We start from the raw sequence: 20662 nt of genomic DNA, 5'->3' as shown, positions 1-20662 counted from the left end.
CCAAATCTTCTGCTTCGAAATCGAAGGCTACTGCTTTTGCGTCGTTATCCACCTTTTATCTAACAGTGTAAGATTTTCACTTTACAAGTCTGTAGCCGCATGATATCATCTAATACTGTAAGGCGCCATCTAACAATGTTAGATTGAGATGAAACTAATGAAGAAAGCAGTGACCCGCATGCATATACCGATATCATCATGCGAATGCTAATTTCTCATGGTTTAAGGAAAATTGGAAAGGAGAAAAACATGACACTTCAAAACCAACCCGCGTACATCATCAAGATGCGCGCCAAGCCCGGAAACGGCGACAAGCTGTTCGAACTGGCTACCATCGGCATGGAAAAGTCCGGCGCGTCCGACCGGTTCATCATCCTTCGCGAGGACGACGACCCCGATGTGCTCTGGAACGTTGAGGTGTTCCGGTCCATCGAAGCAAAGGAAGGCTACGAAAATAGCGCCCTTGCCGATGAACTCCGTGACGAAATCATCGATCTCCTCGCCGAGCCGCCAATGCGCATCCCGGTTCACCCGTACTCTGCTTTGCCGCTTGACCCAGCGTGAATTATGAACGACCTGAACCTAAGAAAAAGAAGCTTCCAGCCCCACTCGTATAGTGGTTTTTGGAGGCTTCTTCGTTTGATTTTAGACGCCCAGATCCCTAACGCGCCTTGCCACGAATTAAACCCGTTCTGCAGCGGTCTTACGAGTCCTGAACTTAGTGCGGCTCCTAAAGTTAGCGCAACCGTGTATACCGCAATCATCAAAGGTACATGCTTAGGAAAGTGGCGCTTAATAAACCCAGCTCACAACAGAGGCATTCATTCCCAGGTTGTCTCTTATATTCTCAAGCAAGGGAGCAATGGAGTTTATCGCGGGACGCATTAAAACCTTCCGTTTCGATAATCGTCAAAAGCTTGAAAGATTTCTTCCTCCGTGTTCATGACAAAAGGACCTCTGGCAACAACAGGCTCACGAATCGGTTCGCCCGCGTAGAGCATGACACGCAATTTGCTTTTCGCTTGAATATGAATGGCGCTTTGCTCAGCAGTTCCTGCAGATCCCATCCATAATAACTGCCCTTTGGTTCCTGCTGTCTCATTTGAACCAAAGATCCCCTCCCCGTCCAAAATATACAGAAATCCGTTGTAGCTTCCTGGCAATTGCGGCGAGACCGCCGCTCCTGACTCCAGATTCACTTCCAACATCGTCACCGGGGCTATATTTTTCGTGTCCGCAATTTTATTGCCATATGAACCAGAGAAGATCCGGATTTCGGCCCCATTTTCATGCAGGACGGGCATTTCATCTTTACGCAAGTCTTGGTATCTGGAAGGGGACATCTTCGATTCACGAGGAATGTTAACCCATAATTGAAGAAGATTGACTTCTTCATCTTTTGCCGCGTCTTCTACATGTTCAACGCCTCTGCCTGCAGTCATCCATTGCGCGTCACCAGGGTTAAGCACGCCTTTTCCATGTTTGCTGTCATAATGATTAAGATGCCCATCTATTAAAAAAGTGACCGTCTCAATACCGCGGTGGGGATGAATCCCGAATACGCCACTACGCATATGATCGTGAGCCATAAGCAAAAACGGACTATGTTCCTCCCAATTCCCGGGTTCAATTACCCATGCCATTGTATGAATGGCGCTATTCCGTTGGAATTCGGGGGTACGGACAGTTTTGATGCTGCGACTGAAAACAGCTTGACTGGACATTTTTAGAATCCTCCTTGTAATCCAATGTTCATTTCAATAATGTTTAGTTACTATCATTTCTTAAGTTAATTATGCATCTTTATATGTTATTTATGAAGTAGGCACAATAAAGTGACAGGGTATCCTGAATGTAACCATTGGTGGATTATTAAAATTCCATTACAGAGCCCGACAATGAGGCTCGATATGTTGGAGTGAGTTCATCATTTTTAACGCATACTTTAATTCAGTCGGAGTTCCAACAGTTAGGTATCATTGTGTTTGTTGAATAGAAAGCGTGACGGGGGTAATGTAATGAGGACAGATACATCTTAACTATTAGGGGATGAACGGTATGGCAAGAGTAGCAGGGAAGGTAATTATCGTTACGGGTGGCGCAAGGGGTATAGGGGCCTCTCATGTGCGGAAGCTGATTGGTGAGGGAGCCAAAGTAGTTTTTACGGATTTGAATGAAAAGGGCAGGTCCTTTCCTCAATGAGAAAAACGAATGGCGGCTCCATCATCAATATCTCGTCGATTGGCGGGTTGGTCGGAATGGTCGATTCGATCGCCAAAGCCGACGAGTTAACTGATGACAATACGCTGCAAAAAAACGCGGCTTGCCGCGATCTCCTCCTCAGCCAAGCCATGCATGATCAGCGGCCCCGTATAGCCGCTTTTGCGCAGCAGCCCCGCGTACAAAGCAAAATCGAGCTTGCCGCGGCCCGCCGCACCGAATCGCAGCGGTTGATCCGTCAACACATCTTTGGCATGGGCAAGCGCGATGTCTTGTCCGAGCAGTTCGAAAGCCTCCTGCAAAATGTCAGCGGCACGATCAAGCTGTCCCGACGGTATGAGATTGGCAGCATCCATCACGACTTTCAGCCGCGGCGAATCGATCTCATCCAGCAATCTGCGGGCTTTGACCGCGGTATCCACCACGTTGGCCGCTTCCGGCTCGAAAGCCACTGTGACGCCATATTCTTCTGCAATGCCAACGGCTTGCCTAACCGACGCAACGAGGTCTTTCCAAGCGGACGGCGAACTGTTATCCGGGTGGAAACGCCACATATCGGATGGATCTCGCGTACCGGTACATAACGTGATGATAGAGGTGCCCATCTCCCCGCACGCTTGCGCAAGTAAGCCCAAACTGCGCATGCCCGCCGCGCGAACCGCGGCATTGGGATGGATCATGTTAAACGTACCCGATACGGCTGTCATCTGCAGCCGCCGTTTTTGCATCTGCTTGCCGATGCTTTCGGTTGTCGCAGGGTCTAGCCGCTCCGGCATGGAAGGCAGCCCCGCACAAGCCAGGTTGAACTGGATATGCCGCAGCCCGCTGGCTTGTACGGCATCAAGCACCTCGCCTAATGTTGGCCTGATAAACGTTTTGGAGAATATGCCGATCTCCATGGTGCGTCCACTCTCCCGTCTTATATTTCACCATACACCTCGGACAACACAACCTTCTCCCCGCTTTCCACCGACCTGGCAATGGCCGCCATCGCCCGCATCGCCGCCATGCCGTCTTCGACCGTTGCTCCGCGCACCGGCGCTCCATCCAGAATCGTTTCGGCAAGCGACTGCAGCTGCAGCTTGTAGAAATGAGCGTCCGCTCCGAGCGGGCGGCGGTACACGCCGTCTTTGACGGAAAATACTTCGACATCGCTGGCTTTGAACAGCCAGGGGTTGTATGTTTTTGCCGTGACGCTGCCGTGCTCGCCATATACTTCAAAACCTTCGTGCCAATCCATCCGCACGGCGACCGTCAAATCCAGATGGCCCAATGCCCCGCTGGCAAACTCGGCTTCGACAAACCAGCAATATGCTCCGAATTTCTGGACGTGGCGCGCCCGGACGCTGACGATCTCGCCGCCCAGAAAGCGGGCCGTGTCGACCAGATGGCTGCCGTGCGTCAGCATGTAGTACCGCTGCTTGTTTTGCTTCGGATTGCCTCCCGGTTTTCTCGCATGAACGCTTTGCCTAATCACCGGCATCACATTATCCGTCATCGTATACCGGTAGGTGGAATCGCAGTACCACGCTTTAAGCGCCAGCATTTCGCCCATCTCGCCTGCGATAAACTCGCGGGCGTACGTGATGCCCGGATCGAACCTTTTCATGTTGCCGACCTGCAAAACGAGTCCCGAACGCTCCACCTGCCGCTGAAGCATCTCGCATTCCTCGATGGAGACGCCAAGCGGCTTCTCGATCAGCACATGTTTGCCCGCTTCAAGTGCTTTTAGCGCCATCGGCACATGGTACTGATCGGCGATCCCGATCACGACAAGCTCGACCATCGGATCGGCCAGCATCCGCTCATATTCGGTATAAGCGACAGCCGGCTCGTGTACGGCCTGCATTCTCGCCACCAAATCTTCCGCTACATCGCAAATTGCGTACAATTCCGTATTGGCTGCTTTACGGCAAGCATCAAAATGAGCCGCCTGCGAAATCGGACCACAGCCCAACACGCCGACTTTTAATTTTCTCCCGTCCGTCATCTTCGTCCACTCCCCCTGGCCCCAATATATTCCATTGTAAATGAAGCTTGTGCGGAAGGCACGGATATTTCATCATGCCTCCAAAGCAATTCCTTCTCCCGGCTGCATTCCGCTCCACTCTTGCTAATACCTGCGCTCATACAGCTTCTGCAGTTCGGCATCCGTATTTTTCTTCGCTTCCTTCAGCAGTGCGGCCGGGCTGCCCTTCCCGTTCAGAGCGAGATCTCTGATCCGATACATTTCCGCCCAATAAAAAGAAGCCACCGGCGAAACCGGCCTTGTCCGAGCCGTAGCCAGCAAATCGAGGAACACCCTCAGCTTGGCATCCTCGTACAACTTGAGCTGCGCATTAACCGCGGGCATCGAAGTAATTAGTCCCCTCCCGTTAGGGCGGCCCGCCCAAAGCAAATTCCCTTCTTTATGAGCGACAAATTTGACGAAACGCCAAGCGGCCTCGCGGTTTTTGGCCCCTTTGGGAATGACGAAAGCATTGCCTCCGACCCACGACATGGACGGGCTGCCCGTAGCGGAAGGCATTGGCGCGACACCCCATTCAAAGTCCGGTTTATATTGCGGAGCCCCGCTCAAAATCCAGTTGCCGTGGAACACAAACCCGACCCTGCCTGTCCAAAACGGCTCTAAGCCTGTCTGGGCCACCGCGTTGCTGAAGCCGGTCAACGTCGAAATATCATATTTCTGCGCATAACCGGTCATCCATTCCAATGCTTTGACCACCTGCGGTTCGGTCGGATCAAACTCTCCTTTATTTACAAAGCTCGCGCCAAAATTAATGCCATGGGTAAACAACGATCCCTGGCCCATCCAAGGCAAAAATCCGACCTGCTCATATTTTCCGTTTTTGTTTTTGACAAACAGCTTCTCCGCCATCCGGTCCAGCTCGTCTATCGTTTGCGGCGGCTTCTCGGGATCAAACCCGGCTTTCTCCAACAACGTTTTGTTGTAGTACATCGCGCGGGTATCGACCAGAAAGGGCAGCGCATACACCCTCCCCTTGTAGACCGTTTCCTCCCAAACGCCGCGGTAATAATCGTCTTGCCTGATCCCGTCGCGTTTGATCAGATCGCTGATGTCCTCGAGCGCCCCTTTGGCCGCCCAAGAGCCGATGGCAAACCGGTCGAATGTTGCGACATCCGGAGCATTCCCTGCGGCAATGGCGGTCAGCAGTTTGTCCGATACATGGGTTTTTCCCGTTTCCTCGGCAAAGGTCATCTTCACTTTAATATCCGGGTTCGCTTTCTCGAATTCGTCAATTATGTACTTCTGAAAATCTCTTTGAAAATCTCCGCCGAAGGAAAACCAGAAGTTGATCATCGTCTGATTTTTAGGTCCGGCATTTTCTTTTCCTGCGGCTTCAGGTTTCTTATCGTCGAGAACGGCATTTTGGCAGCCCAGAAGCGCCAGTACAAACATGAATGCGGTGAGAACCGAAAACAATCCGTTTGATCGGCCATTCATACGCCGCAGCCCTCCTTATTCCTTACCGCAACCAGACGTTTTTCCTCTGAAGCACGTGAGCCAGACTCCAAACAGGCGGGGCCGCTGAAAAAGCAGCCGCTAAATATGCACCACCAAGCTGTCATAAGCGACCAAAATGCCGGCCGGTTCAAAGATGCCGATAAAGTCGTCGTGCAGCAGCCCGGAATTATGGGTAAAATGCGTGACGGCAATCTGACCGTCCCCGGCCAGCACGCCTTCCTCGCGAAATACGCGCTGAACCTCAAAAATCGTCTCCACGCCCATATGATTCGGATTGCGGTTGTTCGAAGTGTAGCCGTGCGTGCAGTCCAATATGGCAAAATCAAGCCGTTTGCCCTTCAGCCACTCCCAAGTCGCCTCGGGAAACCAGCCGGTGTCATGGCCGTACAACACGCGTTTGCCGTCTTTCTCAATAACGTACAGCAGGCATGTTTCAAATTTGTCGTGATCCGCCAGCAGCGGCGTAATCGTCGCATCGCCGGCGGCAAACGGTTGAAACGGGCGCAGCAGATGAAATACGAATTGCGAGCTGTCAAAACGGCCCAATGCGGAGCGTCCTTTGCTCATGACGGAGTCGTTACCGTATAGATGCAGCGGATGCCGAAGTCCGTGGGCAAATCCTTCCACACGGCAGAACAAGTCGGCGGGATTGTAATGATCGGCATGGGTATGCGTCACAATCAGATGCTCCAACCGCCCGTAATTCAGCTTGTCGCGCAGCGCCTGCATATAAGAGTCGGGCGAGTAGTCGAATTTGAGCACATCGTCGATGATTGCCGAGCTGCGTGTCCTTATATTTTTTCCGCCAAGCTCCCATGCTTTCGCGCAAGCCTCGCATTGACAGAACGAATTCGGAAATCCTTCCGCAGCGGCCGTGCCGAGAAAATGAATTTTCATTGATTACCGCTCCCTACGCATTTATTGAAACCCCTTACAAAAAACTTCAAAAACCTTCGCCGCATTAGACATATTTTACCACAAAATAATGATTTTGGAGTAATTTTGTTTCATGCTGCGGAAAAAGCCCATCTCGTCCATTGTCCTGTTTCCCCCGGCGCTTTAAACGTAAGAAGGCCCGTGAAAGCTTCGAGGCCACTGAAAAGTGAACGCTGCATGTGCGAATCATTCCTCCGATCGCTGATTGTCCCCGAATTTCTTAGATTGTCCCGCATATAGCGGGTGAAATTCGGGGACAAAGGCGAACGCTGGTGCTTCTCCAAAATGATTTCGCTCATTCCGCTACTTTTTCAGTGGCCTCGAGCCACGGGCCTTTCGTTATCTGATCTCCCGGAATTCAGCAGGCAGCATGCCGACATGCTTTTTGAAAATCTGGCTGAAATGCTTCGGATTTTTATATCCCACCTTATCCGCTACCTGATACAGCTTAAGCTGAGGATCATCCAGCAGCAGCGATTTGGCCACTTGCAGCCGGTATTCGATGACAAAATCAGTAAAGGTCATCCCGGTCGTCTGCTTAAATAAATCGCTCAAATAGCTGGCATTCATATAAATTTCATCGGCAATATCGCGAATTTGGATATCGCTGGCATATCGCTTGAACACAAGCTGCTTCACCTGTTCGATGATTTTTCGGCCCTTGAGTTTGCTTGCCTGCTGCGCCGGCTCGCTATACAGCGCCAACTCCTGTGTCAGAAGGCGCACCTCGTCGGCATAGCCCGACTTCAGCGCCTGCAGCAGCTTTTGCTCAGGCAGTGTCGGGTCGTGAATAACCGCATCATTCATGGCAGCATCGCCAAACTGCACAACAGATCGGCTTGTCTTCGCCGCCTCATTTTGACTGCAGATGCTTTGGGCAAGCAACAGCGGAATATCGGACATGCTCCGGCAGACATCGCTCAATCCCATCCGAACATGCGGCGATTCCGTCTGGCTCCCGGCCCATCGTTCTAGACAAGAGACTGCCGAGGCCAGCCGGTGCGGCGTTTCCCCGCTCCAAGCGGCCAACACAAGATACCTCTCAACAAACGATACATCCTCGGCCATACAACCGCAGCCACTGCGTATGGCAGCCAGAAGCTGCAGCTTGCAGCGCTCCCAGCATTCGGACGAAAGCTGTTCCGGCCGGCCTGCTGTGATAACGACTAGCTCCTTAAGCGGGATGCCGGCCTGCTCCAGCCCACGGCGAATTTTCGTTTCGTTTGTCTCGTAACCAAGCAGCAGTTGGGTCAGCAGCATTTTGCTCATCAGCTGTTTATTTTTGGTCAACTGCTCCCGCTCGCTATGCCGCAGGTTTCGTTCACTAATGGACTGCTCCGCCTGCTGGATGGTATTAATCAGCTCATCCGGGTCAACCGGCTTGAGCAAATAGTTGACAGCACCGCATTGCACCGCTTTTCTGGCGTATTCAAAATCGGCGTAAGAGCTCAGAATCATCACCTCACCGGAGTAGCCTTCCTGGAACAGACGCTCGATCAGCTCCAAGCCGTTCATCTCCGGCATACGGATATCGGTCACGATTAAGTCGACCGGCTCCTTCTCCATCAAGCGCAGCGCCTCCAGACCGTTCCCGGCTTTGCCGACAACGTTCCAGTCATGGCCTGAGCGCAGGATGATCGTTTCGATTCCTTTGCAAACGATATATTCATCATCGACGACTAATATATTCATATGCGGCTCCTCCGCCAATTTTAGAATAGGTCACCCTTTGATAGCTCCTGAAGTGATCCCGGAAATATATTGCCTTTGAATGACCAGGAACAACACGACGATCGGCAGCGAACTCAACACCACGTTGCTGAACTTAGCTCCAATATCGGTGGAAAACTCGGTATCCAGCAGACTGACCGCGACCTGCAGCACATATTTATCCGGCGAATTAATAATCGTAAGCGGCCATAAAAAATCGTCCCAAGCGTGGAAAAACACCATCAGTCCGATAGTCAGCAGCGGCGCCTTCACCAGCGGCAAAATAATTTGCGCATATACCCGCCATACCGAAGCGCCATCCATCACAGCCGACTCCTCCAGCTCCTTCGGCAAGCTCAGGAAAAATTGGCGCAGAAAAAATATCGTATAAGCGGAGCTCAGCGCCGGCACAATTAACGCCTTGTAATCATCCAGCCAGCCCAAATCCCGAACGACCATGTAACGGGGCAGCAGCAGCGCCTCCGCCGGCACAACCAGCATGGAGATGACAATAAGAAACAGCAGCTCTTTGCCGGGAAAGGTCATTCTGGCAAAACCGAAGGCGGCCATGGAATCAAATAACAAGCTCCCAATGGTGATCGTTACGGTCAAAAAAACGGTATTTAACAAATAACGCATAAACGGCGTATCGAACAATACCCTGTCATAGTTATCGAGCGTAAACCGCTCGGGAACGAACAGACTTTGCCCGAGCAGCTCATTGGGCGTGAACGATTTCAAAATGACATAAACAAGCGGTACAAGCACGGCGGCGGCAAGCAGTACCAGCACGGCATACGACATCGTTTGCGATAATTTCCTTAAGATCACTAGCCTCAGTCCTCATTTTTCATTAGCATGTATTGAATGAAAGAAATGGTGACCACGATGAAAAACAGCATAATAGCCATCGCTCCGGCAAAACCGAAATTGTTGGTCGTCCGGAACGCTGTCATCCAAATATGATGCACAATCGTGCGTGTTGAATTTGAAGGTCCGCCTCCCGTCATCACTAAGATCGGCGTAAACAGCTTAATGCAGTTCATCGTGGATACGATAATCACAAACAGCATCGTACGCCGAATCATCGGCAGCGTAATATATAGGAATCTCTGCCAAGGCGTTGTTCCATCGATGTCCGCCGATTCGAACAATTCCTTGGGAATCTGAATTAATGCCGCTATGAAAATGACCAAATACCAGCCCCACGATTTCCAAATGCTGACCATCGCAATCGAAAGTTTGGCCAGCGACGGATCGGTCAGAAAACTGATCTGCGGCACATGGACAAGTGCCAATATCCCGTTAATGAGGCCGGAGTTCGTATTCAGCATTTCCTTCCAGAACATCCCGACAATAACAAAGGACATGACGACCGGGATGAAATAAACCGTGCGAAAAAATGCGGGGAATCTGATTTTGCCGGTTAAAAGAATAGCTACCAATAAGGCGAGCGCCGTCTGAATCGGCGTAATCACTAACGGAAAATAAAACGATGTCCACAACGTCTTCCAGAACAAGCTGTCGTCGACTGCCGAAACATAGTTTTCCAATCCAATGAAGGTCGCCTGCTGATTTCCTTCCACCATACGGTATCGATTGAGACTAAGCCAGAATAAGCGGATGGTCGGATAGACGGTAAATAATGCAATGATGATCATCGAAGGCATAATAAACAGATAGCCATCCCTCATCACCGCCAATTTGCGAGCGGAAAAAGCGATGCTCTTCCTTTCCCGCCCGGCGATTTCCTTAGTACGCGCTTCCAAATTTTCGGACCTCCTTCAGATCGGCCGCTGCCGCTTTAGTGCCGCGGGCCGCAATCGGAGAAGCTGAGCCGCTTGATCCCAAGCCGTCCCGCCTCTCCGAAAGCAGCGGCCGCCCGGCTCGCTTACGATAGCCGGCTACTGCGCATACTTTTTCAGTACCTTATCGATGTCATCCGCCGCTTTATTCGCCAGCTCGCGGACATTCCCGCCGTAGGCGACCGCACTCATCATATCGGCGAAAATCGGAGAAATTTCCGCATAGGCCGGTGTGACCGGACGCGCACGGGACGTATTCATCATTTCTTTGGCTAGGCTTAGCGGATACTGGTTCAGGTCGGCACGCGCTTCCAGCGAGCTTTTGCGTGACGGCATGAAATTAAATGTTTGCGTAAATTTCTTATGGCCTTCCTTGCCGGTCATTGCGTTAATAATCTTCCATGCGGCATCCGGATTTTTCGCCTTGGCGTAGATGCCTACGTTCCAGCCGCCGGATGACCCGAAATGCTTCTCGCCTTTAGGCAGCGGCATAACGCCGTATTTAATGTTCGGATATTTCGAGTTCAAAACAAACGATGTGCTGATGTTGGAGATGTACATCGACAGCTTGCCGGTTTCAAAGCCGGATTGGTCTTTGGAAATCGTTTCCAGCGGCGATATTTTATACTTCTGATAATAATCCTGGTATTCCTGCAGCGCTTGAATCGTTTTGTCGCTGTTCAGGAAGCCTTTGGCCGTCGTGTTCTTTGGATCGAGCACCTCGGCCCCATGGTTCCATAAAAAGAGGAAACGCGTGAACGATGCGCCCTCCGAGTTGTTGTCGGGAGAAAGCCAGCCGTCCGGAATCGCTCCGTATTGGGTCACCTTGCCGGAAGCGTCGCGGATCGTCAGCTTTTTGGCCGCATCGAGAAATTGATCGTAAGTCCAGGCATCACTCACCTTCGTTGGCACATTGGTGATGCCCGCTTTCTCAAAATGCTCCTTGTTGTAATATAAGACGATACTGGATTCGAACAGCGAGGCGGCATAAATTTTACCGTTGTATGTCGTCTTGTCTTTGGAGGACTGCACGTAATCGTCGTAGTCTCCCTTATCCCAATATTTGTCGAGCGGCATCAGCGCACCGCTGTATGCATAGTTGGAGGTGTAAACGCCGTCGACGTCGAACATGTCGGGCGCGCTGCCGCCGCTGATGGCGATTCTGAGTTTGTTCTCGTATTCGGCCGGTATGCTGACAATGTCCAGATCGACTTCGTTAAGCACATCGCCAAGCACGTTCTTCTTCAACAGATCGAGCGTGTCGGCAGGCCGCATCGTCCAATACGTCACCTTCGGCTTAGCCGCCGGCGTATTGGCAGCCGCTGCCGGAGCTGCTGGCGCCGGCGCCTTTGGCGCGTCCTTCGGCGGCTCCTTCGCCGCTGTCTGCGGTGCGGCCGGGCTGCCGCCGGAGCATGCCGCCGTTACGCAGACCAGAGACAGCATGATAAGTGAGGCTGCCCACTTTTTACTACGCATTGGCCGGTTCATCAACGACTCCCCCTACCTTTTCATATTGGACGGAAATGAGCTGGCCGGTTTCCGCAGACCGTTTAATCGCTTCATACAGCACCATGCTTTTATAACTTTCGTATATATTGGACCGGGTTGTTCTGCCTTCGCGGACAGCAGCGAAAAAGTCGGCGATTTCGGCAAAATGTCCCGTATCGTTGCCGCTGTCGCCGTTGCTGACAAACGTGGACGGCTCTCTCCATTCCGCCGGCTTCCCGTTTTCGGTAATTCGCCAGAACGATGAATTGCGGATCGTCATAAAATTGCTGCCCTCTACGGAAATTTCCACTTCCTCCGTAGGTACCGTAAATGAACGGGCATCGTTAAAGTTCAACGAGCCAACCGCGCCGTTAGCAAATTTGATGCTCGCCGCGTAGGCGTCCATGCCCTTGGAGAAGCAAAATACTTCCTTCGCATCCCCATACAAATAAGCGGTCACATCAATCAAGTGAATCGCAAAGTCGAGCAAAAACTCGTTGCGCGGCGTCGTATTCTTATAGAAGTCGGAGCAATAATCAACCGAAAGCGAAACGTACCGGCTCGAATCGAAGCCGCTAAGCCACTGTTTGGCCCGGCTGTACACCGTGTTGTACCGCTTTTTGAAAGCAGTCGTACACAGTACGCCCGTCTCATTCGACAGGCGCGCCAGCTCCAAGGCCCCGGCCGCAGCAGGCGCAGGCGGTTTTTCCGTGTAGACCGGAATCCCAAGCCGCATCATCTCTTTGGACAAAGCATAATGCTGCTCCGGTCCGATGCATATAATGATACAGTCGGGTTTTTCCCGGCTCACCATTTCCAGCGCATCCGTATAGGCGCTGCCACCGTATAAAAACGCTTTCAATTTTGCCTTTTCTTCGTCCAGATCGCAAACGCCGACCAGTTTGCCCCCGGCAGCGGCGATATACGGATATATTCTCTTGGATGCCAGGTTGCCGGCGCCGACGATACAAAGCTTAACTCCGTCCATCTTATCCTCTCCCCCTACAGCCATGGCTTCAAATAGCGCAAGGCCGACTCCAAATATTCAAGTGTGTTGATCTTATCCGCAACTTCCATTTCTACAACAAATTTCCCCCTGTAGCCTTCCTGCTTCAGATGTGCAAATAAACCTTCAAGATCAATTTCCCCGGTCCCGAAAGGCACCGATTGGCTGCCGAGCTGATCCTTAATATGGACCAGCGCAATCGAATCGCCCAGCAGTTCATAGCCTTGACGCCAGGAAACGCCCACGGAGTGGAAATGTCCGACTTCCAGCAGCGTTTTCATGCGCGAGTCGCCGATCCCTTCGATCACTTCACGGTAGTCGCCGAGCGTAGCGATCGGACTTCCCGCATGATTTTGCAGCACAGGGGTAATGTTCAGCTCCTCCGTCGCATCTAGAAAAGCCCGGGCTGTACGAATGTACAGCGGACGGCTCGCCGCCTTAAACAACACGACCTCCACGCCGAGCTGCTCGGCAAACCGCGCGGCTGCTATCGCATGTTCCAATGCGGCGTCTGCGTCTTCGGTAATCGGCGGCAGGTGCATCGAAGTGATGCGGATGCCATGAGACTCTGCAATACGGCGATACATTTGGGCATCGGCCGTCCAATCTAATGCGGATTTCACCCAGCTTGTAAACGCCTCGAACTGCGTGAAACCTATGCCGGAATATGCTGCAAGCACCTCCTCAAGCGATAGCTCGGGGTTGCTGCAAGGACTTACGGCTATACAATCCACCTGTTTTCCTCCTAGCCGTTCTGCTGCAGCAAAACGGGATTCGTCAGCATATGCTTGGAAACTTGACTACAGTTTTATTGTAGAAATTTCGGCTGCGAAAAGGAACGACACTGGAATTGGAAAAGGTTTGCTCATATTGGTTTATTGCATTATTCGATGACCGGCAGCTTGAGATGAACGGTCGTCCCCTGCCCGGGAATACTTTCAAACCGGATATGGTAAGGCTCGCCGTAATACAGCGCTACGCGCTGGCTTACATTGTGAACCCCGATTCCCGTTGTCGAACGAGAGTCCGCCGCCACTTCCAGATTGGCATTCAGCTTATCCAGCGTATTCCGGCACATGCCGCTTCCATTGTCGATAATATCCAGCAGCAGGCTTCCTTCACGAATCTCGCCGTTAATCACGATTTTGCCATGATTTCTTTGTTTGAAACCATGCATTATCGCATTCTCGACAATCGGCTGCAGCAAAAATTTGCACATTTTCATATTCATCACTTCAGGCGGCACGCCGATCTCAAGTTCAATCGTATCTTCAAAACGGGCCTGCTGAATTTGCAAGTAGTTGGTAATTTGGCCGATCTCCTCGCGAATGTGCACCGGTTTGTCGCTTTCGGTGATATTGTAGCGCAGCAGAGCGGATAACGCCCGCACAAGCCGGGCAATCTCATCTTGCTCGTTAATGACCAGCTTCCAGTTGATTACATCCAGTGTGTTGTACAAAAAGTGAGGGTTGATTTGCGCGCGAAGCATCTTGAGCTCCGCATCCTTTTGCCGCAGCTCGGCCTCGTACACCTCTTGGATCATGCGGTTGATGCTTTCGATCATGTCGTTAAACGTGTTGTTCAGCTTCTGAATCTCGTTGTAATCGTTTAACGGCAGCCGGTTGCGGCTATCGTTCAATCGGATGCTGCCGAGCCGGATCCCTTTCATTTTATTGACCAGCTTGGTCAGCGGCTTCGTAATGCTTTTCGAAAGCATCGCGGCAATTACCAGCGCCAATGTAATGCCAATTAAGTTCACGACAAAAAAGATTTGCTGCATGTTGCGAAAAGGCGAAGAAATCTCGCTGAGCGGCGTCACCGAGAGCAGCGTCCACTGCGTATAAGCGGACCGGCTGTAGGTGAGCATTCCGCCGGATGCGGCCAACTCAGTAAACCCCGAAGCTTCGTCTGCGCTCCAGATCGCCTGCAAATACGCCGGATCGGCAAGCTGCCCGATCTCCTCTTCTTTTTCGCTGTAAATGATTCTGCCTTTATCGTCGAGCAGCTGATTCCTTTTGTTTTTCGTATTTTCCAATGCCTGAAGCATGCCTTTCAGCTTGCTGTATCTGATTTCAATGATTACGTCGCCGATCGCCGAGAAGGTGAACTTATCATAAATTTTACGCGCCACGGCGAAGGTAGCCTCATTATCTGCCGCATGCCGGATCACTGTTCCGGCGAATATGACTTGTCCCTGCCGATAACGGTCGTCTGCAGAGCGAATCGCATCTAGGATCGGCTTCATTTCCAGATCGCTGTCATAATAGGTGCCGAATTTCATGGCAAACTGCGAATCCTTTAGCAGCTGGATCGAGTAAATATCGTCCCGGGAGATCGTGAGCATGGACAAAAATTTGTACAAGTCTTGTTTATCCGAATCGCTTGATTCGTTGGTCCCCGTCTTCACGATAATGCTGCGCACACTCGCATTCCACATGACCGCCTTGGACAACGTTTCGATCTCCTGCATCCAACCTTCCAGCTTAGCGTTCATCTGCCGATTTGCGCTTGTCGTGTAATCGCTTACAAAATTACGGGTGAACGACATCATATACGTATACAATACGATACTGCAAGCGATAAATATGATCACAATCAAAGAAGCGTAACACAAAAAGATTTTCGTCTTAATGCTGGTCGCATATAACCGGTTCCATCCGAATCGGCGAAACATCGGCGATCCCCTCCCTGAAAATCAACCCTGTCACTCAAATTTCGCCATCATCATACTACACAAAAGGTAACTGTACAATCATTAAACCAGGGCATGAATAAAAAAAAATATCCGCTTGAGCAGAACCGTTTTGAGGTCGCCCAGGCGGATACATCATCTTCGCACTTTGCTATATATCTTCGTCCCCTTGCTTCCATCCGGACGAGGCCTGTTATTTCTGTTTCATCGAGCTCAGCAGAAGATCGATTACTTGCATATTGCGGGAAGTCTCGGCCAAACTTACAAGCGGTTTGTTCCGTGTAAGCACACAAGCTGCAAAGTCCTCGATCTCCAGACGGTAACGGTCCGATTCGTCGACCGGGACGGCGCGGGTTCCGCTCTCCGTCACTACTGTGATCGTTCCCCCGACTCCCAAGAACGTATCGGGAATCTCCATGCGGCCTTTCGTCCCGACGATTTCCGTGTTCATCTGGTTAAACGCATTAAAACCGCTATGGATCGTGGCGATGACGCCATCCGGATATTTAAGCACCGCGGAAAAAATCGTATCGACCCCATTTTCGAGCACGCACTCCACAGCGCACGATTCCGGCGTTTGGCCGGTGATCATGCCAACGAAATTGACAGGGTAACACCCGACATCGTAAAGGGAGCCGCCCCCTAACGCCGAATTGACCTTGATCGTGTTCGGACGATTCAAGAGAAACCGGAAAGTTGAGCTGATATGCCTGATTTGCCCGATTTCCCCGCTCCGCACAATGTCGTTCACCTTGCGGGTGCGGTCGGTATAACGGTACATAAACGCTTCCATCAGATGAACTCCGGTTTCTTCGGCGACTCGGATCATCTCTTCGCATTCCCGCAAGTTCAGCGCTATCGGCTTCTCGCATAACACGTGTTGCCCTGGCGCATCGCCTTAATCGCCCATTCCTTATGCAGCGAGTTCGGCAGCGGCACATAGACGGCCTGAACGTCGGGATCGGCAAGCAAATCATCATAACTTCCATACAGCTTGGCGTCCGGAAACATCTGCGCGCATTCTTCCCTTTTTTGCGGGTCTCCGGACGCTACTGCGTAGAGCTCGGAGTTTGCCGACCGCAATATGGCCGGGATCGCCTCCAATTTGGCAATGCGGGCGAAGCCAAGAACTCCCCATTTTACCTTGTGTGTCATTATCTTAAACTCCTGTCTGTCCGTTGTACTTCTCCTGAATCGCTTGCAGGGCTTTAGCCTGCATGGAATCGGGGAGCAGCTGCATCAGTTCGATGCGGTTGCCTTCCGGGTCAAGCAGCCAAAACTGCAGGCATCCGCTTCGTCCCTTCTCTACATCCTTGTGCAGCGGATACCCTTTGGCTTTAATCCGTTCCGCCGCAGCATACGCATCATCCACCTCATAACAAAGATGATTGGTGCCCGCTCCAGTCGGAATGTACTCGTAATCCTCTATTCCCCCGGGAAAAAACTCGACAAAATGATTGCGGCCGATATGGAAATATACAATTCGTAAAGCCCCTTCGTCATCGTACAATCTGAATGCTTCTTCAAATTCAAGGATGTCGCGATAAAACTGGATGGTTCGGTCCAAGTCCTTTACTTTTGCTCCATAATGCGTAATACCGGTAATCATCGGGCTTTCCCTCCATTCATAATTTGGGCGAAACCTTAACCGTAAAATTGTTTTACCGTGCATGCGGATCCGGCAGCCGTTTCCAGCCGCTCCCCTAACAAAAAATGCGATGGAAACGCATGCAATGAACGGGCGAAATGAGCGGCAAAAGCCGCTTTCCCTATCTTTCCGCGCCTGCACCAACGGGCTTCTTGCAATTAACGCATACATTAACAATTGCAGCCTTAACCTCTTGTGATTCCGATGTTAACGTTAACATTAAGCGCTGTCAATCCTTTTCGGGAAACATTGCGCCTAAGCCGTCAAATCCCCCCAAAGAAAAAAGAACCGGAACGATCGAGCAGCAAGCCGATCGGGTTCCGGTCCTTCCATTGTCTGTTTACGTAACGGCAATCATCGGGCAGATTCGGGAGCAGCGCTATACCGGATAATGGCATGCCGCCAAATGGCCGCCGCCAACGTCAACCAGCTGCGGTTCCTGCTCGCGGCAGCGCGCCGTTGCCGCAGGGCAGCGGGTATGGAAACGGCACCCTGCCGGCGGCGACGCAGGGGACGGAATCTCCCCTTGTATGGAAATAAACTCCCGTTTCCGCGCAGGATCCGGCCAAGGAATGGAGGCAATCAGCGCTGCCGTATAATGATGAGCGGGATGGCGGAACAATTCGTCAGCCGGGGCGATCTCCACCAGCTTGCCGAGATACATCACGCCGATTCGCGACGAGACGTGCCTGACGATGTTCAGCCCGTGCGCGATAAACACATACGTCAAACCAAGCCGATGCTGCAGCTCCTGCATCAGGTTGACGACCTGCGCTTGCACCGATACGTCAAGCGCCGACACCGCTTCATCGGCCAGCACAAACCGGGGCCGCAGAGCAATGGCGCGGGCGATGCCGATCCGCTGGCGTTGTCCGCCGGAAAACTCGTGCGGATAGCGGTTTGCCCACTCCGGCTTGAGCCCGACCATGCCGAGCAGTTCCTTCACCCGCGTATCCCGTTCCGGCGCGCTTAAACGTTCGTGAACGGCAAACGGCTCGGCAATCGTCTCGCCTACCGTCCAGCGGGGATTGACGGAGCCGTAAGGATCCTGAAAAATCATCTGCATGTCCCGCCTCGCCGCCCGGCGCTGTGCGGCATCCATCTGCGACAGCTCTTCACCGCGAAACAAAATGCGGCCGGACGTCGCTTGCTCCAGCTGAATCAAGACGCGGCCCAGCGTCGATTTGCCGCTTCCCGACTCCCCGACAAGCCCAAACGTTTCCCCCTGCCGGACGGTAAACGATACATCGTCGACCGCATGAATCACCGCTTTCGTAAAACCGAAAGCACCCTTCACCGGGTAATGTTTTGTCAGTCCGTTCACTTCAAAAAGCAGCGGAGCTTCATGCCGGGTGTTGGTGCGGGTGTTACCGATACTATCGAGGGAATCACTCCCGGTGTGACCACGGGTGTTTCCGATGTTCCCTTGAGCATCGCCTCGCGCATTTTCCGCATCGCTTCGGGCGTCATCGCCGGCGAAGCCGCCTTCTTCGCCGCCCCGGCGCTCGTTCCAAGCGGCCGCCGGGGCCGCTTCCGATGATGGCTCTCGCTGCGGATGTCTCGAGCTTCCGCCTTCGAGCCTCGCACCGGCGGATTGTATCGGCTTGTGCGCAGCAAACAGCCCGGCGCCGGCTTCGCCGGTCAGCCTGTCCGTGTGCCAGCAGGCCGCCTCATGGCCGTCCGTGCCTTCAAGCGGCGGCGCGTCGGTGCGGCATTTGTCCGAGGCGAGCGGACAACGCGGGTGAAAACGGCAGCCGGCCGGAAACTCGGCCACGTTCGGCGGCGCTCCTTCGATCGTATACAGCGGGGCAGTCCGGTCGCTGTCCATCGTGGTGATGGAGCGGAGCAGTCCGGCGGCATACGGATGCCGGGGCTGGGTGAAAAGCCGCGCCGCCGGCGCTTGCTCGACGATGCGGCCGGCGTACATCACGATCATCCGGTCCGCCATTTCCGCAGCGATGCCAAGATCGTGGGTGATCAGCAGGATGGACATGCCCAGCTCCGCCTTCAAATCGCTCAGCAGCCGCAATATTTGCGCCTGAATCGTCACGTCAAGCGCCGTGGTCGGCTCGTCGGCGATCAGCAGCTCCGGGCCGCAGGCCAGCGCCATCGCGATCATCGCCCGCTGCAGCATGCCGCCCGACAGCTCGCCGGGGTATTGGTTCATGCGCAGCTGCGGCTCGGGGAACCCGACGCGGCGCAGCAGTTCTGTGGCATGCGCGCGCGCATCCTTGACGCTGCGCTTGTCATGGCGGCGGTGGCGGCGGATCGTTTCCACCAGTTGGGCGCCGATCGTAAATACCGGGTCAAACGCGGCCATCGGCTCCTGGAAAATCATCGCGACTTTTTTCCCGCGGATGAATCGCAGCTCGTTGTGCGGCATTGCGCTTAATTCCGCTCCACCCAGCTTGACGCTGCCCGCCGCAATACGGCCGCGCTCGAAATCGATCAATCTCATGATCGCCTTGGACGTAATCGTTTTGCCGCTTCCCGACTCCCCAACCAGACAAACCGTCTCACCCTTGCGAATTTGAAAAGATACCTGTTCGATAGGCGTCAAGGCGCCGCTTGCGGCGGGAAATTCCACCGTCAGCCCTTCAATTTCCAGCAATGCTCCGGACATAGGCTCCTCCTTTTCGTTTATGCGCCGCTTTTTCTCGGATCCAACGTGTCGCGGATACGGTCGCCGATGATGTTGATGGACAGGACAAACAAAGCGATGGCAAGACCGGGAAACGTGCACACCCACCAAGCTACCGTCAAATACCCTCTGCCTTGGGACAACACGGTGCCCCAGTCGGGAATTTCCTTGATGACGCCAAGTCCAAGAAAGCTCAGGCTCGAGCCGGTCAATATCGAGGTGCCGATGCCGATCGTCGCCATAACGAGAAACGGCGCCAGCGAGTTGGGAAGCACATGTTTCCAAAAGATCCGCAGCCCGGAGCTGCCGATCGAACGCGACGCCAGCACGTAAGACCGGTTTTTGACGGTTAAAATTTGACTGCGCATCACTCTCGCGTAACGCGGAATCGCCGATGCCGAGATGGCCAGCACAACGTTAAACGTGCTGGCTCCCATCGCGGCGGCAATAGCCAGAGCGAGCAAAATGCCCGGTATCGTCATCAGCACATCGATAAAACGCATGATGACCAGATCGACGATGCCGCCTACATAACCCGATAGCGAGCCCAGTGCCGCCCCGGCCAGTCCTCCGACCACTACGGAAGCTAATCCGATCAGCAGCGAATCGCGGCTCCCATAGACAACAAGCGAATAAACGTCCCGCCCGAAGTAATCCGTTCCAAAAAGATGCGCCGCGCCGGGCGGCTGCAGCAATCGGCCGGGATCCATCTGCGTCGGCGAAAACGGCGCAACCCACTGCGGCACAATCGCGCAAGCGATCAGAAACAGCACCACTGCACCGGCCGCATACAGAAGGATATGCGTCGCGTCGAGGCGGCGCAGCCGGAAACCCGCCGTACGGCCGGTAGGCGCTCCGGTATTCCAGACCGGCTTCACAGCCGTCGATTCCTTCATACGTATTCCTCCTCGTATAGTATTTCTTAAAGATTGTTGTTGAGCCAATTTCCAGTACCCTAGGGTACTGGCGGCCACCTTCAAAATTTCCAATTTGATCTTTGAAAAATGAAAAATAAATGAAGATTCTTAA

At 52.9% G+C, this 20662-nt stretch carries 19 protein-coding genes and 1 pseudogene; 3 read left to right on the top strand and 17 right to left on the bottom strand.

The features are described 5' to 3' along the window. The first annotated feature begins 249 nt into the window (after positions 1 to 249). Positions 250 to 564, top strand: a complete 315-nt coding sequence (locus EYB31_RS25690) for a putative quinol monooxygenase (protein ID WP_131016302.1) — start codon at positions 250 to 252, stop codon at positions 562 to 564. Positions 565 to 884: 320 nt separating this feature from the next. On the opposite strand, the gene EYB31_RS25680 is transcribed toward EYB31_RS25690, so the two are convergent. Then, entirely contained in the window at positions 885 to 1724 is an 840-nt protein-coding gene (locus tag EYB31_RS25680; RefSeq protein WP_131016301.1) for a pirin family protein, read from the bottom strand. Between the two features lie 325 nt (positions 1725 to 2049). Here EYB31_RS25680 and EYB31_RS41305 point away from each other — a divergent pair, with 325 nt between their 5' ends. Further along, positions 2050 to 2202, top strand: coding sequence for an SDR family NAD(P)-dependent oxidoreductase (locus EYB31_RS41305; protein ID WP_338119992.1), 153 nt, complete (start codon positions 2050 to 2052; stop codon positions 2200 to 2202). 86 nt (positions 2203 to 2288) lie between these two features. Here EYB31_RS41305 and EYB31_RS25670 read toward each other — a convergent pair whose 3' ends face one another. The 14 genes and pseudogenes from EYB31_RS25670 to EYB31_RS25610 all read right to left on the bottom strand — a co-directional run bounded on the left by EYB31_RS25670 (position 2289) and on the right by EYB31_RS25610 (position 16953). Then, entirely contained in the window at positions 2289 to 3119 is an 831-nt protein-coding gene (locus EYB31_RS25670; protein ID WP_131016299.1) for a sugar phosphate isomerase/epimerase family protein, read from the bottom strand. A gap of 20 nt (positions 3120 to 3139) precedes the next feature. Further along, the gene (locus EYB31_RS25665) at positions 3140 to 4210 is read right to left on the bottom strand and encodes a Gfo/Idh/MocA family oxidoreductase (RefSeq protein WP_131016298.1); all 1071 of its coding nucleotides are present in this window, start codon (positions 4208 to 4210) and stop codon (positions 3140 to 3142) included. Positions 4211 to 4333: 123 nt separating this feature from the next. After that, a complete protein-coding gene (locus EYB31_RS25660) occupies positions 4334 to 5686 on the bottom strand; it encodes an ABC transporter substrate-binding protein (RefSeq protein ID WP_131016297.1) in 1353 nt (450 codons plus the stop codon). Positions 5687 to 5785: 99 nt separating this feature from the next. Continuing rightward, positions 5786 to 6604, bottom strand: a complete 819-nt coding sequence (locus tag EYB31_RS25655; RefSeq protein WP_131016296.1) for an MBL fold metallo-hydrolase — start codon at positions 6602 to 6604, stop codon at positions 5786 to 5788. Positions 6605 to 6982: 378 nt separating this feature from the next. Next, positions 6983 to 8335, bottom strand: a complete 1353-nt coding sequence (locus tag EYB31_RS25650; RefSeq protein ID WP_131016295.1) for a response regulator transcription factor — start codon at positions 8333 to 8335, stop codon at positions 6983 to 6985. A 30-nt stretch (positions 8336 to 8365) separates the two neighbouring features. Continuing rightward, positions 8366 to 9184 (bottom strand): carbohydrate ABC transporter permease, encoded by an 819-nt coding sequence (locus tag EYB31_RS25645; RefSeq protein WP_131016294.1) that lies wholly within the window; start codon positions 9182 to 9184, stop codon positions 8366 to 8368. A 5-nt stretch (positions 9185 to 9189) separates the two neighbouring features. Further along, positions 9190 to 10122, bottom strand: a complete 933-nt coding sequence (locus EYB31_RS25640) for a carbohydrate ABC transporter permease (protein WP_131016293.1) — start codon at positions 10120 to 10122, stop codon at positions 9190 to 9192. A gap of 135 nt (positions 10123 to 10257) precedes the next feature. Next, on the bottom strand, positions 10258 to 11646 hold the full coding sequence (locus EYB31_RS25635) for an extracellular solute-binding protein (RefSeq protein WP_131016292.1): 1389 nt from the start codon (positions 11644 to 11646) through the stop codon (positions 10258 to 10260). Next, a complete protein-coding gene (locus tag EYB31_RS25630) occupies positions 11627 to 12634 on the bottom strand; it encodes a Gfo/Idh/MocA family protein (RefSeq protein WP_165452618.1) in 1008 nt (335 codons plus the stop codon). Before EYB31_RS25630 ends, EYB31_RS25635 begins: the two co-directional genes overlap by 20 nt. Positions 12635 to 12648: 14 nt before the next feature. Continuing rightward, on the bottom strand, positions 12649 to 13386 hold the full coding sequence (locus tag EYB31_RS25625) for a sugar phosphate isomerase/epimerase family protein (RefSeq protein WP_131016290.1): 738 nt from the start codon (positions 13384 to 13386) through the stop codon (positions 12649 to 12651). Between the two features lie 149 nt (positions 13387 to 13535). Continuing rightward, the gene (locus EYB31_RS25620; RefSeq protein WP_131016289.1) at positions 13536 to 15326 is read right to left on the bottom strand and encodes a cache domain-containing sensor histidine kinase; all 1791 of its coding nucleotides are present in this window, start codon (positions 15324 to 15326) and stop codon (positions 13536 to 13538) included. A gap of 211 nt (positions 15327 to 15537) precedes the next feature. Further along, complete coding sequence (locus EYB31_RS25615; protein WP_240762889.1) at positions 15538 to 16173, bottom strand: Gfo/Idh/MocA family protein; 636 nt, start codon at positions 16171 to 16173, stop codon at positions 15538 to 15540. Between the two features lie 15 nt (positions 16174 to 16188). Continuing rightward, positions 16189 to 16499, bottom strand: a pseudogene (locus EYB31_RS40985) (Gfo/Idh/MocA family protein); the annotation flags it as partial. Between the two features lie 4 nt (positions 16500 to 16503). After that, positions 16504 to 16953: a VOC family protein gene (locus EYB31_RS25610; RefSeq protein WP_165452617.1), complete on the bottom strand. Its 450-nt coding sequence runs from the start codon at positions 16951 to 16953 to the stop codon at positions 16504 to 16506. A gap of 137 nt (positions 16954 to 17090) precedes the next feature. On the opposite strand from EYB31_RS25610, the gene EYB31_RS40360 reads away from it, so the two are divergent. Next, the gene (locus EYB31_RS40360; RefSeq protein WP_165452616.1) at positions 17091 to 17384 is read left to right on the top strand and encodes a hypothetical protein; all 294 of its coding nucleotides are present in this window, start codon (positions 17091 to 17093) and stop codon (positions 17382 to 17384) included. On the opposite strand, the gene EYB31_RS41300 is transcribed toward EYB31_RS40360, so the two are convergent. Then, the gene (locus tag EYB31_RS41300) at positions 17372 to 19615 is read right to left on the bottom strand and encodes an ABC transporter ATP-binding protein (RefSeq protein WP_276322090.1); all 2244 of its coding nucleotides are present in this window, start codon (positions 19613 to 19615) and stop codon (positions 17372 to 17374) included. The two genes, EYB31_RS40360 and EYB31_RS41300, sit on opposite strands and share 13 nt — an antisense overlap. Positions 19616 to 19632: 17 nt before the next feature. Continuing rightward, the gene (locus tag EYB31_RS25600; protein ID WP_131016287.1) at positions 19633 to 20529 is read right to left on the bottom strand and encodes an ABC transporter permease; all 897 of its coding nucleotides are present in this window, start codon (positions 20527 to 20529) and stop codon (positions 19633 to 19635) included. Between the last annotated feature and the right edge of the window lie 133 nt (positions 20530 to 20662).

The organism is Paenibacillus thalictri (assembly GCF_004307995.1).
Lineage (GTDB): Bacteria > Bacillota > Bacilli > Paenibacillales > NBRC-103111 > Paenibacillus_AF > Paenibacillus_AF thalictri.
This window is presented reverse-complemented; position numbering and strand designations above follow the sequence as displayed.

Excerpts from the sequence above, each read along its gene's own strand:
- EYB31_RS25655 (WP_131016296.1), bottom strand. The coding sequence starts at position 6,604 with ATGAAAATTCATTTTCTCGGCACGGCCGCTGCGGAAGGATTTCCGAAT.
- EYB31_RS41305 (WP_338119992.1), top strand. The coding sequence starts at position 2,050 with ATGAACGGTATGGCAAGAGTAGCAGGGAAGGTAATTATCGTTACGGGT.
- EYB31_RS25630 (WP_165452618.1), bottom strand. The coding sequence starts at position 12,634 with ATGGACGGAGTTAAGCTTTGTATCGTCGGCGCCGGCAACCTGGCATCC.
- EYB31_RS25600 (WP_131016287.1), bottom strand. The coding sequence starts at position 20,529 with ATGAAGGAATCGACGGCTGTGAAGCCGGTCTGGAATACCGGAGCGCCT.
- EYB31_RS25615 (WP_240762889.1), bottom strand. The coding sequence starts at position 16,173 with ATGATCCGAGTCGCCGAAGAAACCGGAGTTCATCTGATGGAAGCGTTT.
- EYB31_RS40360 (WP_165452616.1), top strand. The coding sequence starts at position 17,091 with ATGAGCGGCAAAAGCCGCTTTCCCTATCTTTCCGCGCCTGCACCAACG.
- EYB31_RS25635 (WP_131016292.1), bottom strand. The coding sequence starts at position 11,646 with ATGAACCGGCCAATGCGTAGTAAAAAGTGGGCAGCCTCACTTATCATG.
- EYB31_RS25660 (WP_131016297.1), bottom strand. The coding sequence starts at position 5,686 with ATGAATGGCCGATCAAACGGATTGTTTTCGGTTCTCACCGCATTCATG.
- EYB31_RS25610 (WP_165452617.1), bottom strand. The coding sequence starts at position 16,953 with ATGATTACCGGTATTACGCATTATGGAGCAAAAGTAAAGGACTTGGAC.
- EYB31_RS25680 (WP_131016301.1), bottom strand. The coding sequence starts at position 1,724 with ATGTCCAGTCAAGCTGTTTTCAGTCGCAGCATCAAAACTGTCCGTACC.
- EYB31_RS25670 (WP_131016299.1), bottom strand. The coding sequence starts at position 3,119 with ATGGAGATCGGCATATTCTCCAAAACGTTTATCAGGCCAACATTAGGC.
- EYB31_RS25665 (WP_131016298.1), bottom strand. The coding sequence starts at position 4,210 with ATGACGGACGGGAGAAAATTAAAAGTCGGCGTGTTGGGCTGTGGTCCG.
- EYB31_RS41300 (WP_276322090.1), bottom strand. The coding sequence starts at position 19,615 with ATGTCCGGAGCATTGCTGGAAATTGAAGGGCTGACGGTGGAATTTCCC.
- EYB31_RS25620 (WP_131016289.1), bottom strand. The coding sequence starts at position 15,326 with ATGTTTCGCCGATTCGGATGGAACCGGTTATATGCGACCAGCATTAAG.
- EYB31_RS25650 (WP_131016295.1), bottom strand. The coding sequence starts at position 8,335 with ATGAATATATTAGTCGTCGATGATGAATATATCGTTTGCAAAGGAATC.
- EYB31_RS25690 (WP_131016302.1), top strand. The coding sequence starts at position 250 with ATGACACTTCAAAACCAACCCGCGTACATCATCAAGATGCGCGCCAAG.